The sequence below is a fragment of the Zavarzinella sp. genome (assembly GCA_041399155.1).
In the GTDB taxonomy this organism is placed as follows: Bacteria; Planctomycetota; Planctomycetia; order Gemmatales; family Gemmataceae; genus JAWKTI01.
The window spans coordinates 24617-41547 of sequence record JAWKTI010000007.1 but is presented as its reverse complement, the minus strand read 5'-3'; the positions used below and the strand labels follow the sequence as shown (position 1 = coordinate 41547).

Sequence of the window (16931 nt, the reverse complement as noted above, 5' to 3'; positions counted from 1 at the left end):
TCATTGTATTCCTGGGGCTTCGCCCCAGGCTGGGTCTGTTACGAGCCTGCGGCCCTTGAATAGAATGCTACCGTCTAAAACCAAACCGCGACTAACGCCGTCGGTTCACAGGCAAATTCTGTCACTCACTCAAGTGCAATAAATCGGAAAAACGTTGGATTTACATCAGTTCAGGAATTGTGGGGCGGTCGAGGGCGGCCATCAGGTCGCGGTTCAGATCCGTGCGAAGCCGTAACTGTGGGACATCAACCAGATAATGCATCACGGTTGAGAACAGGTCAGCGGGAGTATAGGTCTTGGATACGGGCTTCGAAGCAGTGGTGTCTGATTTGCCAATCACCTGCCCCATCTTCATGCCGCCACCAGCCATCAGCAGTGGGGTGATGTTGCCATAGTGATCGCGGCCGCCATTCTTGTTCAGTTTGGGCGTGCGTCCCATCTCACCTGTCACCACCAGCAGAATATCATCGGAAAGGCCGCGTTGTTTCACATCTTCCAGAAATGCTGCAACCGCGTGATCTACCTGTGGGGCCAGCCACTTCAATCCTTCCATCTGCTTCGGGCTGTTGCCGTTGGCGTGCATATCCCAGCCACAGTCCGATACCGTAACAAACCCCGCACCCGATTCGCACAATCGGCGTGCCAGCAGCAGTTGCTTTCCAAGCAGATTGGAAGATCGCCGCATGTCGCCCCACTTGGTAGCTTCTTCCAGCTTGAACAGTTTGCTGGTATCGTAGCGGGCCAGTGTCTGTGGGTCTTCCTTGCTCAGGTCAAATGCATCGGTCACGCCACGGGTGATGATGTCAAATGCCTGCTGCTGGAACTTATCTGCATTGGCGAGTCCCCCACGTCGATCCAGGTCGTGGCGGAGCGAATCAAAGCTGCCCAGGAGTTTCCGACGGTTATCAAACTGTTCCCGGGGCAGCGATAGCGTCATATTCTGTGTCAGTGTGGAGCCACCTGCGGGGTTGAATGCCTCGTACTGCGAGCCAAGTGTGCCGGTCTGGGTCAGCGTGGGCAATGCCTGGGTCTCGAAGTTGCTCTTCAGCTTCAAACCATTCTGCACCGCTTCCGGCAGTAACAGCAGGTTCGTGGGCAGGCTGTTTTCCGGACTGACCCCACCTGCCAGATTGGCATAGGCTGCACTCATTGATGCTTTTGTTTTGTTGCCACCGGTGGTGACGGCCTCGTAAGAATGCCCACCGTTTCCAGATGCAAAAGAATGGAACAAGGCAAAATCGTTAGCTGCAGCGGCCAGCTTCGGGAAAAATTTGCTGAACCGTATCCCCGGGTGCGCAGTGGGAATCGTATCCACAATGGTGCGGTATTCGGCAGGTGCGTCTGGCTTGGGATCCCACGTTTCCAGTTGGGTGGGGCCGCCTTGCAGGAACAACAGGACCACCGATTTGTGTCTGCCCGAACTGCCGGTTCCCGCAAGTGCCCTGGCTGCCAGCAGATCGGTCAGTGTCAGCCCACCCAGTGCAAGACTGCCAATTCGCAGGAAATCCCGACGCGTGCGACCCGCACAGGTTCTGGTGGGCAAATGGTCATGAATGGTCAGCATCAACTTGTCTCCGTCCGGTGGGATTTCGTTTGGGTGGGGAGGCACCGCTGGCAGGATAACACCCCCACAATCATTTCGATGTTGATGGGGGTATCAGGATTGTTTGCGAAACCGCCAAACAATCAACTACACTTTAACGCCTGAAGTTCCCGTTGTCCATACTTGAGAGACGTAAATAGGCAAATATCTTCGTTCAATTGCTTTCAAGTGCAGTCAGTGAGACGAGTTATTCATCGCCAATGAATTTGGACGGATCGCCGTTGTAGCCTGCACGAATGACCAGTAGATTCTGGATCTGCTGGTCTCCTTTACGTTCCACCAGCACTTTATGCCCTAATGTTTCTGGCCGGAGTGAATCGGTACCCAGCACCAGAAACTCGCGTGGGCCGAGTGGGATTTCCATTTCCAGTGCACTCAACAATTCGGTGGGTTTGCGTTGCATGGCGTTATCATTCAGCGAAGGCATTCCTGCAGGAAATAATTCATGTTCGCTGGCACTGAATTCCGGCGTTAACTTGACGATGACTGAGCCATTTGCCTGCGGACGCACCGAAACGCGGATAAAAAACCGCACCAGCCTTTTCTTTAAGGTGGTTGCATTGCCTGTAATGTGGTATACAGGCACTTCCAGTTCGCCATGAATCTGGTTCATTGGCAAGGTGGTATCTTCGAACACCGAAAACTGCTTGGAACGTGGCCCGTTGTGTTTACCATTCTGTGCCACCAGATTGGCGATTTCCGGCGAAGTATTGACACCCACCACACCTACACGAATACCATTGGTGCGATAGTGATCCCGAAGTTCCACAGGAATCACAGTTTCGTCGATCCGTTGCCAGACATTGCGGTCGATGATCTCCTGGCCCAGTGGCTGTTCCAGGAAAATGTATTCAATGAAGCTGCTGTCCTGAAAAGTCTGGACCTGAAGAAGTTTATCATCACCCACACGTTCAACGTGGGTGTGTTCCCATGGAAGGCAACCCGCAAAGGCTACCACCATCAATGCCAATGTGCATCGTATGTGGGTAAAAAAAAGGGACATCCGTGTCCTGCCGTGCCACCATCATGGTGTGGTGCGGTGGGAATACCCCAATCGTGTGGTAATGTCAAGGTGAGACCGCACTTATGCAGAAATACCCCGCCTGAAAGAAAACGCTTACACAGTTTCCCCAAATTTCAGGCAATTCCCCAACCACCTGGTGTGGGGTTTGCACTCTCATTTTGCCCAAATTATCCAGCTTCGCTGTCTTTCGCCGTTGTTGCAGGAATAATTACTTTACCGCATGCTTTTCTAATATCCCTCTCAAGTCTTTTCTTGAGACTGACCGATACATCCTGCAACAAACGGATTGATGTATGAAGTCCACCTGGGCATGATGTGCAGGTCCCGGACTTTGAAACAAGCGTTAGCAGCTTACGGCTGATAACACACACTTGATGAACGCTGACGCAAAGAACAATGCTTCAGCAGGGGGAGAACAAAATGAAGTGGTTTCGCCGGGCAATCATGTCTCTAATGGCAATTGTCCCTATTGGGGCGGTTGGCTGTGGTTCTCTGCCTTTGGCATTCGTTGCCCCTGGGCCAGTGCAACCGTGGGTAGCCAATCGAATTGAAGAACGCAACCTGCACAAGAACGATCATCGTGCGGTGATCATGCCTCCGATTCGCGATGGCTTCCCACCTCCGTTGTGTGAAGATCCTCCGACCGAACGAGAAGTGCTCCGCACGCTCAAGAAAGTTCGTCGTGGAGTGCCAGGGATTTGTGAAGAGTTCCGCGATAACATCCGCATCCGTTGCGAACGGATCAAAGATGTGATCGATCCGCCACGGTTCTTCCCTCTGATCGGTTACGCACAGTTGCACCACTGTCACTGGAAGTGCATCATTTATTACACGGAAACGATTCAATCGGATTACCCATTCCCGATTTACAATCAGAAAGACCGTGTCGAAGTGATCTACATCGACAAGGATCACCTCCACCTGTACGTGGGTGATGATCCCGAGTTGCAGAAGAATATCACTCGCGAACTGACCGAATACGCACCGTGACCGGTGGGTAGCAAGTAGCCCTATTCTGCAACATCATTACCACCACGAGGTGGGCATCGAATACACCAACATGGAAGTTGGCTAGCCAGCGAAGTTTGCAGGGACGCAACGATTCGCTGGCTATTTTTTTGATGTATTCACGCACCAAGTATCACTTTTTGATTTTTTCCTGTAGCTGGGTATTCCACTTGGTTACCGTCTTCTCCCCAGACAATTCCACTACCCGGCCTGGAAACTCACTACGATATGCTGCGTACAACTGCGGCATCTCCCAGAATCGCATCACGTGCATCAAAAACGGCCCTTTTTCATACGTGCTGGAAAGGTTGGTCAGATTCAGTACTAAGTTACCTTTTGCAAAATAAGCAGCATGCAAGGCCACACCTGCCAGTTCGTCCTGGGCCACGCATTTGTAAGCGGTGTCTTTCGGTATCATGTTCACCACGAATGCCAGCAGATAAGTAGTATCAAGGATCTGGCGATCGTGCAGAGTTTGACCGATTAATGCAAAGCGACGTTTGTAATGGATTTCATCGGGTGAACCTGGCTTCGCCCAACGCGTTCCCCCCAGCCCACGTGGGGCAAAATAGAGATGCATGCCGCCTGATGGTGCTTTGGGCTCATCCTTCGGTGCTACCAGAGGCACGCCCGAAGTGGGGAGTAATTTCTGCAATTTTTCCGGTGCCATCGTAACGGTGCGATCCCACATAGCATCATCGCACAGATGCACCGTCACTGGGGCGGCGCTGCTCTCTTTTGCAGGGGCCTTCAGATACAGTGGCACATGCACGCCGGTTTCGGTTTCCAGGATCCACACCTGGTGTTTGATGCCATCTGCCACCACTTCCATGTTCGGTTTTTCTGGGAAAGCGGGCATCTCTTTCGGCCAGTTCCGAAAGACAGAATTTCGCATTTCCGACATTATCGTTTGAGTTTTTCCTGCCCACCATCGGCCAACATTTTCTTTGGGGATTTCCCATTGTTTCAATGCAACAAAGCTTTTCTGAATGGTGGTATTCCGCTGATCTTTGGGCGTTTCTGCAAGTACCTTCAATTCTTCCGGTGTGTGCCGTTCGTATTCCACTTCAACCACCGGTTCTTTGCTGTTCTTCAACCAGCGATTCATCCAGCCGTATTCACCTGCACGCAGTTCTGGCGTGTCTTTGTGCTCGCCTTTGGTTTCCCACAATTGCCACTGGTTTTCTTTGCCATAAAGCTGGTAGATTTTCTGCACCTTCGTTGCCAGGCGACGATAACCAGGCACGGGGAAAATGGCATCGTTATCGCTGTTGCTCAGCAGCACCGGACGTGGGGCACACAACGCAGCCACCTTGGAAAAATCAAACTGGTACAGGTTGTGCATAAACATGCAGTCACAGTGGCCAGTAATGACACCTTTTGCCATTCGCCCGGGATAGCCCTCATTCAAGTGGGCCTGAAGGTCGGCAATTCCAGCAACAGGTACCGCACATTTGATTCGTTCGTCCGTGGCAGTGATCCACCAGGAATATGCCCCGCCTCCCGAACGGCCTGCTACGCCAAATCGCGTGGCATCCACTTCCGGGCGGGTTTCCAGATAATCCAGGGCCCGCATGGCATTCCAGCACTCCACACCTGCGGGTGTATAGCCTCTGCAGTGCCACCACCATTCATTCAGGCGGTGCGTGCCATGATGGTCGCCCGGAATCTCCGAAAGTTGCAGCGTGTCGATAATCAGGCACACATAGCCGTTGGTGGCATACCAGTGGGGATGATGTTGATAAGCGACTTTGCTGCCATAGGAGATGCCATCCTTTACCACGTTGCCGTGGCCGCACACATACAGCACAGTGGGGGCATTTTTGGGGGCCGGCTTGGGAATGTATAGATTGCCCGTAACATACAGACCCGGCATCGATTGAAAGACCACCTTTTCAATGGTGTACTTTTCTGCTTCGACCTTACCTGTTACTTTTGCCTGCAGGGGAGTGCGTTCCGGCATCGGAAACAGTCCAAGCATTGAGAGCAGTTCCCTGCGATACAGGATCTTTCGACTCTCCCAATCGGCCAGCGTTTTGATATCAGCCAGGTCTGCCTGTTGAATCTTCTTCACTTCCGTGCGGAAGTATTCCTCAATCAGCGTGCGACCGGGGTAAGTTGCCTCTTTTGGTTGTTGTGCCAGAGACGGGATTGCGACCAGCACCAGAATGCCGACGATCACCAGTGTGCGGTATTGAAACATGTAGAAACTCCTGAAGTGCTCCCCATCGTACGTGTTGGGAAAAGATTTTTCAAAGGGAAAGCGCAGAAAAAGCCTGCACCCCGTTTTGGAACGAAGGAAACCTGCCTAAACTCAGGCACCTGCGTTAACAAAAGGTCTGGTGAAATTACCAACTACAATATATAGACGCACGTATATTGATTTTGTTCCCAAAAAAATTGAAAAAAGTGGAAATATTTTCAGATAATTGTTTTTGTCTTCATAGCCCCCAGCGTGAGCAAGGGAATTTCTTTTTCAAAATCGACCGCAAAGTCGCGAATACGCAAAGAAAAAACGCGACAAAACGAGCCGGAAGCGTGAGCGATGGAATCTTCCGTGAAGTGCTGGAAAAATTAGCCGCAAGGAAGACAGTGTGGCGCTGAAAAATACCAACTTGAAGACTATTTTTCGCCCAGCACCAGGTGGCACCAGCCCAAATTCAAGGTGGGGATTTCGCCCTCAGCGTTGAAATATTCAGGCGTCAGCGAATATTGCTTGAATCGGCCCAGCTTCTTTTCTTTCACCAGGCGGACTGATTTCAGCACACCCAGGTGGTGAGAAACATTAACAATTTCTAATTTTAACGCCGATGCCAGCTCCGACACGTTTTTTGCGCCTTCCGAAAGGCTCTCAATAATCCGAATGCGATTCTTTTCGCCAATCGCTTTCAGCAATTCCGCACACTCTTGTGCTTCTTTCTCGTTCGTCATAAGTTTTGTAGTCTCTTGTGTACCGTATATTCCCAGTTGCCCGTTCATCGGGCAAGAACTAATGGTCGTATGGGCGTTCAATCATCTGTTTCAACATGAAATCTTGTCATAGGATTCCCACAATAATCAGGCAAGCATCAGACAATAGATTCTGCAATCTTCTTTTTTCTTCATTCACAGAAATAAGAAAATTCTTCGCAAGGTTCAGAAAACCAGCGATCTGGGCAAGAATCGTGTTTGGTGGGCACCCAGAACGCTTAGAATATCCTTATTGTAGTTTGAATCTGAAATCCCACCCAACAGTGGGAGACAATTTATCCCAATGGACGCGAATCAACTGCCAATTTCGGAATCGCCAGCACGCAGAATGCCCCGTGGGTTGTACTGGCTGGCTATTCTCAGCGTGGTTGCCACTACGGTGCTGCTGGTACTTGGCTCGCTGGTGACCTCCTTCCGTGTGGGCATGTCCGATCCAATCTGGCCCACGGAACCCTGGTATCTGTCCACCATTGATTGGAAAGAACACCACCGTGGGTTTCTGATTGAACATACCCACCGCCTCGCCGGATTTACTGTGGGGGCATTGATCTCATTGCTCACGCTGGGAATCTGGTGGTGCATCCCGCATCGTCGCCTGCGTTGGGTGGGGTTGATCAGTGTCTTCGTACTATTGGCAATTTTTGGCAATTTTCACCGCGTGATGATGAAACAGGTGGAAGAGCCCCGCGTGGTCTGGCCCATGGGCATGATTGCCACGATGGGGCTGGCGTTGGTGCTGGCACTGGGAAGTGGACTGCTGGCCGCGTTTCAAAAATCGAACCGCACGCCACTGGGCCTGCTTTCGGTGGTGGTGCTTGCTGCGGTGATGGTCCAGGGGTTACTTGGTGGACTGCGGGTGCGTCTTGACGCACTTTTTGGCACCGATTTCGCCCTGATCCATGGTAGTTTCGCTTCACTGGTCTTCGCACTGCTGCTGGCACTGACCTGGTCGCTGCGTCGGGCAAGTCGAAATGTGGCACCAGCACCCCTGCTGCCTGCTGTCGACCGCCGCAAGTTACGCTGGCAATCAGTCGCTTTGGTGCTGTTCGCCTTCGGCCAGATCGTTCTCGGTGCGATGTTACGGCATTATGGCAGCCCACTGTCCCAGCGTTTGCACCTGCTGAACGCCTTTATTGTGTTTGGATTTGCTACGCTGATCATCAAACAGATGCTCATCCACCCACAAACCAAGAAAATATTTTTCTGGCCTTGCTATCTGCTGATGTTCTTCATGACATTCCAGGTAGTTCTGGGCGTGGAAGCCTGGCTGGGCAAATTTGTTCAAACAAACGTCGAACTTTCGATCCCACGGGAAATAGATGCCGCCGTTCGCTCCAGTCACTCCCACCTGGGGCTCTGGATTTTTGGCATCAGTGTCATTACCTGGCTGATGGTCAGGCAGTTACCTGCCCATACAAAAAAAGAAACTTACAGTGATCTGCCTTATCACGATGTCGCACCCAACCCACAGGAAACGGTCAGCGTTTAATAGAACAATCGCATGAATATCCCTGCAACCCTCACCCAGACGATGGCACCGAATATCACCCAGCGACTTGCGGGACGGTTGACCGATTATGTTCAACTCTGCAAGCCACGGATTGCCGTCATGGTGCTGGTCACCGTAGCTGCGGGCTATTTCATGGGTGCGGTGGGCAATTTTCAGTGGTTGCCATTGCTTCACGTACTGTTGGGAACCGGTCTGGTGGCTGCTTCGGCCAATATCTGGAATCAATTGCTGGAACGCACCAGCGATGCCCAGATGCGTCGCACGGCCGATCGCCCATTGCCCGCAGGTCGACTTTCCACCAACGAAGTGGCGATGGTGGGGACGATTTCACTGGTCACTGGTCTGAACTATCTCTTTTACGCACTCCCCAGCGTGCTGCCGTGCCTGGTAGCTGCGGCAACGTTTCTGTTTTATGTGGCGATTTATACCCCAATGAAGAAGTTTTCCACCTGGAATACCGTTGTGGGTGCCATTCCGGGTGCTCTCCCACCTGTAATCGGCTGGACTGCCGCCCGTGGCAATCTGGATTGGGCCGCCCTTTGCATCTTCCTGGTGCTGTTTTGCTGGCAATTGCCCCACTTTATGGCCATTGCGTGGATGTATCGCGACGACTATCGACGTGGGGGCTACCGGATGCTGCCCGTACTGGACAGCACGGGCCAACGCACCAGCAGGGCCATGATCGGTTGGTGCGTGTTATTAATTGCCAGCAGTCTTCTGGTGCTGTTTTTTCAGCCAGTCGATCTGCTCTACCTGGGTATTTCACTGGTGATTGGCCTATGGTTCCTGTCATCGACATTAAAGTTTTCTCATGAGCGCACCCACAGTGCGGCGAAACAGGTGTTGAAAGTAAGCATTATTTACTTGCCCATCCAGATGGGGATCATGATGCTGAACGCTGCCCGCTTCCCATGGTAAACAACGGCACCGACATGTGAAGTCCGTGGTGCCATCGAGTAGGATAATACCGTGAAAAATCGCAACTGTTGTTCTGTGGCTGTCGTATTCACGATGTTGTTTATGGGTAATATGCCCATTAGCGCCAGCGAACCCCATGTTGCATTTACGGTGAAAGATGGTTGGGTTGAGATGGCAATCAGCCACGATGCCAACCCTGTACCCGAAGCGACCTTTCAGATCTATTCATCAAATGCTCAACTGTTTGCGGAAGGTGAAACCGGAAAAGAAGGACGAGCAGAGTTCCCACTCCCACCTGGGCCGTACTTTCGTGTGGAGTTGAAGATTGATGGTCGGAACGCCGACTCGATCCAATTAACGAAAATTGAGGACTATGTTGTTCCCGCACGCGTCTTGTTGAGTTTTGGCATCGCTCCCTGTTGTAAGGTGCCAGATCGCACTGCCGACGGCGATCGTTCTTCAGCACCTGCCACCGAAAATTCCAGCCTTTTCCCATTTTCATTGCCAATGTGGGTGCGTGCCTGTGGTGCCATCTCACTGACCATCATTGGCGCGTATATGCTGCTTGGAAGTCGTCGTACTTCCTGAAAGGAGTCATCCAGATGAACCGAATCGAATCAACTCCCACAACCGCAAATGAAGTGAAGCGACGTTCGCCCTGGTTTGCCCTGGCAGTCGGCCTCTGCTGTGTCATTGGTGGCATCATCCTGGCCTTCAGCCTGATGCGAGATGGGCAGTCCCCTGCCCCAGTGCAGCCCAACATCGCCCAGGAAGCCCTGGCCGACCTGGAACAGAGGAAATTTAAGCCCCTTTCGGAACCACTGACCGCAATACTTGCTGATCCTGCTTATCAATCGATCCCGACCCAGACGCACCCACTGCTCGGGCAGCAGGCACCGGACTTTACGCTTTCAGATACCAACGACAAACCTATCCGCTTGTCGGATACTCTCAAGCAAGGTCCGGTGGTGCTGGTGTTTTACTACGGGTATTACTGTAACCACTGTGTCAGTCAGCTATTCGCGTTGAACAAAGATTTCGAAAAGTTCCGCGAACTGGGTGTGACGGTACTGGCGGTCAGTGCCGATCCCACGGAAGAAACGCGAGAACGATTCAAGCAGTATGGGGCCTTCTCTTTCCCGGTGCTGTCCGACCCATCGAACCTGGTGGCGGCACAGTACGGCACATTCACGCCCAGCAAAAAAGCTGGCGAAGAGGGGCAACTGATGCACGGCACATTTGTGATCGACCGGAAAGGCCACATTGTATGGGCCAACCGTGGCGACTCTCCTTTTACAGAAAACCGCACATTATTGGTCGAAATCAGTCGTCTGGAACGACCAGAATTACTGCCGAAACGGTAATTGGCAGTTATCAATCGATCTGCTTTCGCGTACTGATCAGCGAGCGATCAATGGCCCGGCAAGCGAAAACTTCGATGCACCCCACCAGGGCTTTTTCGGTCCGTTGTAGCCGTCTTGCAATTTCCTCAGAAATCCGTGTCAAAGAATGTTCATGGTAATCTCTCCTGGGGGTGTTGCCCCCATTTCAATGAATCAAGTATTCCGCGCGTAAATGTACGGAATTACAATAATATAGACAATTATAATGGAATTTTGTTCCCTAATTTTGCAAAAAGTGGAAAATTCTCGAAATTTCCTCTCATCATTTTCTCATTTTCAGTTGCTGAGCAGACTTGGGTGCTTACTCCATATTGGATTTGGTGCACAAACATGGGGAAATGGCATCCAGCATTGATTTCCACCGAACATCACCTGGAAAGTGCTTCCTTACGAATGCAAGCTTGTTTTGTTCATGTTAGGCATCAACAATCAACGGCTCAATTTTGCAGATGGTGTGAAACTTATTGCGTAGCAGGCGTTTTTCGAAAAATACACTTGACAACTTGTTCTGAAGCTGCAAATATCAGTCTACTCTCCAAAAATTATTGAATGTCAAGCACTTCAAACTGGAGAATTTAATGCCTGTTCTACAACGAAGGTCAGCATTTACACTGATCGAATTATTGGTTGTTATTGCAATTATTGCAATTCTGATTGGTCTGCTGTTACCCGCCGTGCAAAAAGTGCGCGAGGCGGCCAATCGCATGAAATGTTCCAATAACCTGAAACAGATTGGAATAGCTTTACATAACTACCATGATGCATATTTAAGGTTTCCTTACGGGCATCAAAACTCTGTCTCGCGTGCAAACTGGAAAGTGGAAATCTTTCCTTATATCGAGCAGGATAATCTCTACCGTCAGATAAATTTAAACAACATTCAGGCAGAGCCACTTCTTCGAAATACCGTCATCTCCACATTCAAATGTCCCTCTTCGTCGTTGCCAGATACACAACCAGCGTCCTGGGTTACCTGGTGGACTAATTATAACCATCAAGTATCTTCGTATCAAGGAATCATGGGTGCTTACCCGAACCCATCAGGAGCGAATTCTGGATATTCACCTTCCAATTATGGTGGATGGTGGACAAACAATGGGATGTTGTTATGGAACGAATATACTACGTTCGCTTCATGTACTGATGGTTCATCAAACACTATTCTGGTAGCAGAACAAAGTGGAAAAATTCGGGGTACTACAACTCACAATGGAGACATTCGAAATGGCTATTACACTCCATGGGGAGGTTGTACGAACGGATCGAGTAGAGGAGTCAGCAGTTGTGGAATCGGAGGCTGTGGCGATCTCTGGGGGACAGGTCTTACTGCAAATGCATATGCAATCAACTCGAACACGGCTCCTGCTGGGGCAAATCAGACATGGATGGGAAATACGATCCTGAATTCATTTCATACCGGGGGCATCAATGTGGTACTTGGCGATGGCTCAGTGCGATTTGTTTCCAACAGTATCGATTTCAATACATTTCAACGGGCATGTTCTCGCGATGATGGTGTCGCCAACACACTACCATAATTGATCCAATTCTTTTTACCGCAATGGACTTAATCCTGGGGGATCTGAATGAGCACTCGCATTCAAATATTTGCAATATTGTTGATTAGTCTGTTCGTTCTGACTGGCTGTGGCTCTGGTGATACGGGAACAATTACTGGCAAAGTGACCTACAAGGGAAGCCCTGTATCATCTGGTTCAATAAATTTCATGATGCCTGAGACAGGTTCCGCCGCACAGGCCGATCTGAACAAAAATGGCGAATTCACTTTATCCACGCCTCTCAAAACAGGAACGTATAAAGTTTATTTTTTGCCACCTCCTGCAGAACAGCTCCCTCCGGGACAGATGAGCAAGCCAAACGAATTTGTTGTGCCTAAGTTGTATCAGGATGTCGGAACAACCACGATTACTAAAGAAATTACATCCGGTGCAAATAAACTGTCTATAGAAATTCCACATTAACTAATGCTGTTTCTGCCTCATTTCATTAACGGATCCACCTTTGTTGAAGTGACTAGGGCGTGTTGACGAATCGGAGTTTCTTTCTAAACCCTTTTATTACAGGCACTTAACGTCAAGGCAGGCGCATCATGAGAGCAATGCTTACACCCAAAATTTGGGCAATTTTTAGGCCATTGGTCGAACGAGCCAAGAGATCCGCTGCTGGGGCAAAGCCAAAACTTACTGATCTTATGTTCCTTGAGGCACTGTTATTTCTTATCAGAACTGGGCTTCCTTGGAGAGATTTACCTTCAAGATTTGGCGACTGGAATGCAGTTTATCAGCGGTTCAAACGTTGGCGTGAAAACAATGTTTTTCAGCGACTTTTTGAGGACATGCCGAAAGATACACCACTTGAAAACATCAAACGAATATTCATCGATAGCTCAGTAGTTCGAGCACATCAACATGCTGCTGGCGCGGCAAAAACTGGTGACGACGATGATCAGGATCTTGGGAGAAGTAGAGGGGGATTGAGTACGAAGATTCACGTTGCATGTCTTGACGAAAACACGTTAATCGCAGTGGAAGTAACTCCTGGACAAGCTGGAGATGCACCTGAATTCGACAATCTGTTTGATGAAAGCATCATACAAGTTCCTGATATCGAGGAAGTTGTTGCAGATAAAGCTTATGATAGCGATAGTATCCGATCAAAAGTGATCGAAGAAGGGGATATTCCAGTACATATCCCAAACAAATCAAATGCGAAGGAAGAATGGCCAATTGACAAAGAAGCTTACAAAAGCCGGAACAAAATAGAAAGATTCTTTAATAAATTGAAGCAATTTCGAAGAATTGCAACTCGATACGACAAATTGTCAGACTGCTTTCTGAGCTTCATTCATCTGGCTGCTACGTTCATCAAATGCCGTTCATTCGTCAACAGAACCTAGTCTTCCTGCCAACTTTCCTGGTTAGAGATGAAGGGAACAAGGCAGATTACTGACAAAAGCAGCCCTTTTTCTCGCAAGGAAGGAAGAGTTCGCTGGATCATGGTTAGGATTGTGCTTTTGCCTTCATAGCCCGAAGCGCAAGCGAGGGAATTTCTTAATTCGTTAGCATTCTCACGTGAAGCCACGATGGAGCAACAGGACAAAACGAGCCGTAGGTGTTAGCGAGGGAATTTTCTGAGTTAGGCACGGATTGGTATGTGCCTTCATCGCCCGCCAGCGAGGGAATTTCTTTAATTAGACCCCATACAAAGCTCCAAAGAATGACGTGCAGCAAACTCGGCAATGGATGCTACGGTTATTCGCATTGGTTTTCTCACACAGATCTTCGTGGTGTCTTGGCGACTTGGCGATCAATTAAATGTGCTCGAATAAATCAATTGTACATGTGTGGATCCATTGTTGACCTGAGTTGAACAGCACGTGTGCAATGTGTTCTTCATAAATGAATTGAGGCGGAGCGTTTGAAATATACTCATCAATGGAATTGCCAGGAATAACCTGTGTTAAGTAAATGCAAATTACAGTTTGTTTGCTCACTTGGTTAATTGTTGTATCATATTCTCGACTGAGATGCATTTGCTGTGCAGTATGTCTGACGTTTTTTGGTGCAGCACGATCACAATACAACACTGTCCAAGCCCCTCTTTTGATATGTGATGCGTGTATCTTGACAGAATATAATTCGCTTCCGGTTTTTTGAATCTCAACTGTATAATCGATAGAACCGGATGAAAGATTCTCATCGTGATAGCCGTATTTATATTCAAGAAAAGCTGTACTAATGAAATAACCAACATACATACTAAGTATACAGCATATTGGGACTATGATGCATCCACAAAATTTACGAGTTGACATAATGCAGCACCTGCAATTAAACAACACCTACTGACTGCGAGTCAGCACCTGACCCAGCACATCCCAGTCCACAATCGCTGTCACTAAAACTGATGTGTTATCCAACACGCTGTAGCTGTAGGTTAAGGGCTTGCCAAACAGCTCAGCCTGGGTACTGAGCCGTCCCGGATCATCGTAAGTGAAAGTAAATGTACCTGCACTGTATGAGGCTGCCTACAGCATGCTAACATCATAGCAGTAATGTTGTGTAGCAACAGGCGAGTTAGACGGGTTTACTCCCCCGCCAGTGGGACCTGTCGTGTCGTGGGGCCGGTATACAGCGAGCGTGGGCGGATCAGGCGGTTGTGCTCTAACTGCTCGATCGCGTGGGCACACCAGCCAACAACGCGGGCCAACGCAAACAGTGGGGTATAAATCGACACATCCAGACCCAGTGTGTGGTACAGTCGGCCCGCAGGCCAGTCGAGGTTGGGGTACATGTTCTTTTCTTCGGCCATCACCCGTTCCACCACTTCGGCGATCTCTTCCCATTGTAGATTGCCAGTCGCCACTGCCGCTTCGTGGGCGTATTTCTTCAAAATTCCCGCACGCACATCGCCCTGTTTGTAGACGCGGTGGCCAAAACCCATGATCCGCTCTTTTTTGGCCAGTTTTTCCTTGACCCACTTTTCGGCGTTGTCCAAGGTGGCAATTTCCTGCAGAATCGGCATCACGTGCTCATTGGCACCCCCGTGCAGGCGGCCTTTCAGGGCACCAATTGCCCCGCAAACCGCGGAATGCAGATCCGATTCGGTGCTGACAATCGTCCGTGCGGCAAAGGTAGATGCATTAAATTCGTGCTCTGCATACAAAATCATCGATACGTCAAATGCCTTCACATGCTCCGGTGGGGCCATTTCACCCGTCAGCATGTAGAGGAAATTCGCCGAATGGGGCAGTTCGGTGAGGGCAAAAATGGCTGCCTGCCCACGATGAAAACGAAAATAATCGGCCACCGCCACTGGAAGCTGGGCATATAACCGTTCTGCCTTTCGCATGTTTCCACTGTGGTCGGTTTCTTCCAGATCCTGGTCGAAGTGGGCCATCACGCTCACCGATGTGCGTAACGCATCCAGAGGTGGGGTCCAGTTGGGTAGTGCCTGCAGCAGATCTTTCAACGGATTGGGCAATCGGCGAGCCATTGCCACCCGCGATTGAAAGGTTTCCAGCTCTTTTTCTGTGGGCAATTCCCCATTCAGCAACAGATACGCCACCTGATCGAACGAGCAATGTTCTGCCAGCTCCTGCACAGGATAGCCACGGTATTGCAGGCCACCTTCCAACGTGCTGATTGCCGTTTCGCCCGCAATAATCCCTTCCAGGCCTGGCGAATAGGCAGGTTTTTCTTCGTTGTGGTTCATTCTGCATCCCTTAAAAGCAATCGTTCGACGAAATTATGCACGATATCCCACGATGGTGCTAGGAAAAAGCATTCCAGACAGCCGGAATCGGCAGATAGATGACATGTAAGTATTTTATGTAATCACAAACTTAATTGCAATATTCTTAATGCAAAGTTAATGAAAATGTGAAAGAATGTTCATTCAAAATAGTGGCGGTCCCGTGCTTCAAAGTCGGAATATTGCAGCAAATCGTACAATTCTGCCCGCGTCTGCATCGTGGGAAGCAGATTTTTCTGGTGTCCATCGCGGAAAATTGCCTGCAGTGCGGTCTCTGCGGCACGCATGGCGACGCGGAACGCAGACAGGGGGTAAAGAACCATTTTGTATCCCAGGTCGGCCAGTTCCTGCTGGGTTAATAGCGGACTTTTGCCGAATTCGGTCATATTTGCCAACAAGGGTGCCTGCACCCGACGCGAAAATTCTGCAAATTCTTCTTTAGAAGCAAGTGCTTCCGGAAAAATGGCATCTGCACCGGCTTCGAGATACAAATTTGCCCGTGCGACAGCATCGTCAAAACCATTGACCCCACGGGCATCGGTGCGGGCAATAATCACAAACTCTTTGTCGGTGCGACTTTGCGCTGCCGCCTTCACTTTGGCTGCCATCGCCTGAGGTGCCACCAGCGATTTGCCGGAGAGGTGGCCGCACCGTTTGGGCATCTCCTGATCTTCGAGGTGAATGCCGGCAACCCCCGCACGGATCATCAGGTGGACTGTGCGTTCCACATTCAAAACATCGCCAAAACCAGTGTCCGCATCGCATAATAAGGGAAGATGGGTAATCTGGGTAATTTTACTGGCTTCTGTAACGAAATCAGTAAGGGATAACAGACCCACATCGGGAACGCCGGTGCCGGCAGAAAGTGCCCCACCAGAGAGATAAATGGCACGGAAGCCGAGCTGTTCTGCCATGCGTGCCACCAGGGGATTGAAGACTCCTGGAATAACAACTGGTGCCTGTTCCCAACAGATTCGAAGTTTTTTTCCGGGGGAAAGATAAGTTTCTGAAGGGTTCATATTTTGCTGCTAAATGCTTATTTGAAGGATAGTTAGGGACGAACGGCGTGCAGGCAACTGAAGTAATTTTAGGAATTTATTTTCGGGAGTGCTTGTCAGGCGAACCTTTTTACGATAACATTCGTCATACAAGGGTAGCGATGAAGTGACTTTGTCGCACCGTATGAAACAATTGTAATGGTTTGGTAACACGATGATTCGA

Annotated in this window: 14 protein-coding genes; 8 read left to right on the top strand and 6 right to left on the bottom strand. The window is 49.8% G+C overall.

Translation table 11 applies throughout. The features are described from left to right. Positions 1-160: 160 nt before the first annotated feature. Together R3B84_23545 and R3B84_23540 are read right to left on the bottom strand one after the other, a co-directional pair. Positions 161-1564: a DUF1501 domain-containing protein gene (locus R3B84_23545; GenBank protein MEZ6143550.1), complete on the bottom strand. Its 1404-nt coding sequence runs from the start codon at positions 1562-1564 to the stop codon at positions 161-163. Between the two features lie 226 nt (positions 1565-1790). Continuing rightward, positions 1791-2606, bottom strand: a complete 816-nt coding sequence (locus R3B84_23540; protein ID MEZ6143549.1) for a hypothetical protein — start codon at positions 2604-2606, stop codon at positions 1791-1793. 441 nt (positions 2607-3047) lie between these two features. Here R3B84_23540 and R3B84_23535 point away from each other — a divergent pair, with 441 nt between their 5' ends. After that, entirely contained in the window at positions 3048-3617 is a 570-nt protein-coding gene (locus R3B84_23535) for a hypothetical protein (GenBank protein MEZ6143548.1), read from the top strand. Between the two features lie 151 nt (positions 3618-3768). Here the strand turns inward: R3B84_23535 and R3B84_23530 are convergent, their stop codons facing one another. Then, a complete protein-coding gene (locus tag R3B84_23530) occupies positions 3769-5838 on the bottom strand; it encodes a prolyl oligopeptidase family serine peptidase (protein ID MEZ6143547.1) in 2070 nt (689 codons plus the stop codon). A 419-nt stretch (positions 5839-6257) separates the two neighbouring features. Beyond that, positions 6258-6566: a metalloregulator ArsR/SmtB family transcription factor gene (locus R3B84_23525; GenBank protein ID MEZ6143546.1), complete on the bottom strand. Its 309-nt coding sequence runs from the start codon at positions 6564-6566 to the stop codon at positions 6258-6260. 322 nt (positions 6567-6888) lie between these two features. On the opposite strand from R3B84_23525, the gene R3B84_23520 reads away from it, so the two are divergent. The 7 genes from R3B84_23520 to R3B84_23490 all read left to right on the top strand — a co-directional run bounded on the left by R3B84_23520 (position 6889) and on the right by R3B84_23490 (position 13353). After that, a complete protein-coding gene (locus R3B84_23520; GenBank protein MEZ6143545.1) occupies positions 6889-8094 on the top strand; it encodes a hypothetical protein in 1206 nt (401 codons plus the stop codon). A gap of 12 nt (positions 8095-8106) precedes the next feature. Further along, positions 8107-9033, top strand: coding sequence for a heme o synthase (gene cyoE, locus R3B84_23515; GenBank protein MEZ6143544.1), 927 nt, complete (start codon positions 8107-8109; stop codon positions 9031-9033). A gap of 51 nt (positions 9034-9084) precedes the next feature. Then, entirely contained in the window at positions 9085-9621 is a 537-nt protein-coding gene (locus tag R3B84_23510; protein ID MEZ6143543.1) for a SpaA isopeptide-forming pilin-related protein, read from the top strand. 14 nt (positions 9622-9635) lie between these two features. Then, on the top strand, positions 9636-10397 hold the full coding sequence (locus R3B84_23505) for a redoxin domain-containing protein (GenBank protein MEZ6143542.1): 762 nt from the start codon (positions 9636-9638) through the stop codon (positions 10395-10397). Positions 10398-11014: 617 nt separating this feature from the next. Continuing rightward, positions 11015-11974, top strand: coding sequence for a DUF1559 domain-containing protein (locus tag R3B84_23500; protein ID MEZ6143541.1), 960 nt, complete (start codon positions 11015-11017; stop codon positions 11972-11974). 48 nt (positions 11975-12022) lie between these two features. After that, a complete protein-coding gene (locus tag R3B84_23495) occupies positions 12023-12418 on the top strand; it encodes a hypothetical protein (GenBank protein MEZ6143540.1) in 396 nt (131 codons plus the stop codon). Positions 12419-12546: 128 nt separating this feature from the next. After that, positions 12547-13353, top strand: a complete 807-nt coding sequence (locus tag R3B84_23490) for an IS5 family transposase (GenBank protein MEZ6143539.1) — start codon at positions 12547-12549, stop codon at positions 13351-13353. A gap of 1190 nt (positions 13354-14543) precedes the next feature. On the opposite strand, the gene R3B84_23485 is transcribed toward R3B84_23490, so the two are convergent. Both R3B84_23485 and prpB read right to left on the bottom strand, forming a co-directional pair. After that, entirely contained in the window at positions 14544-15671 is a 1128-nt protein-coding gene (locus R3B84_23485; GenBank protein MEZ6143538.1) for a citrate/2-methylcitrate synthase, read from the bottom strand. Positions 15672-15850: 179 nt separating this feature from the next. Continuing rightward, positions 15851-16729, bottom strand: coding sequence for a methylisocitrate lyase (gene prpB / locus R3B84_23480; protein ID MEZ6143537.1), 879 nt, complete (start codon positions 16727-16729; stop codon positions 15851-15853). Positions 16730-16931 lie beyond the last annotated feature (202 nt).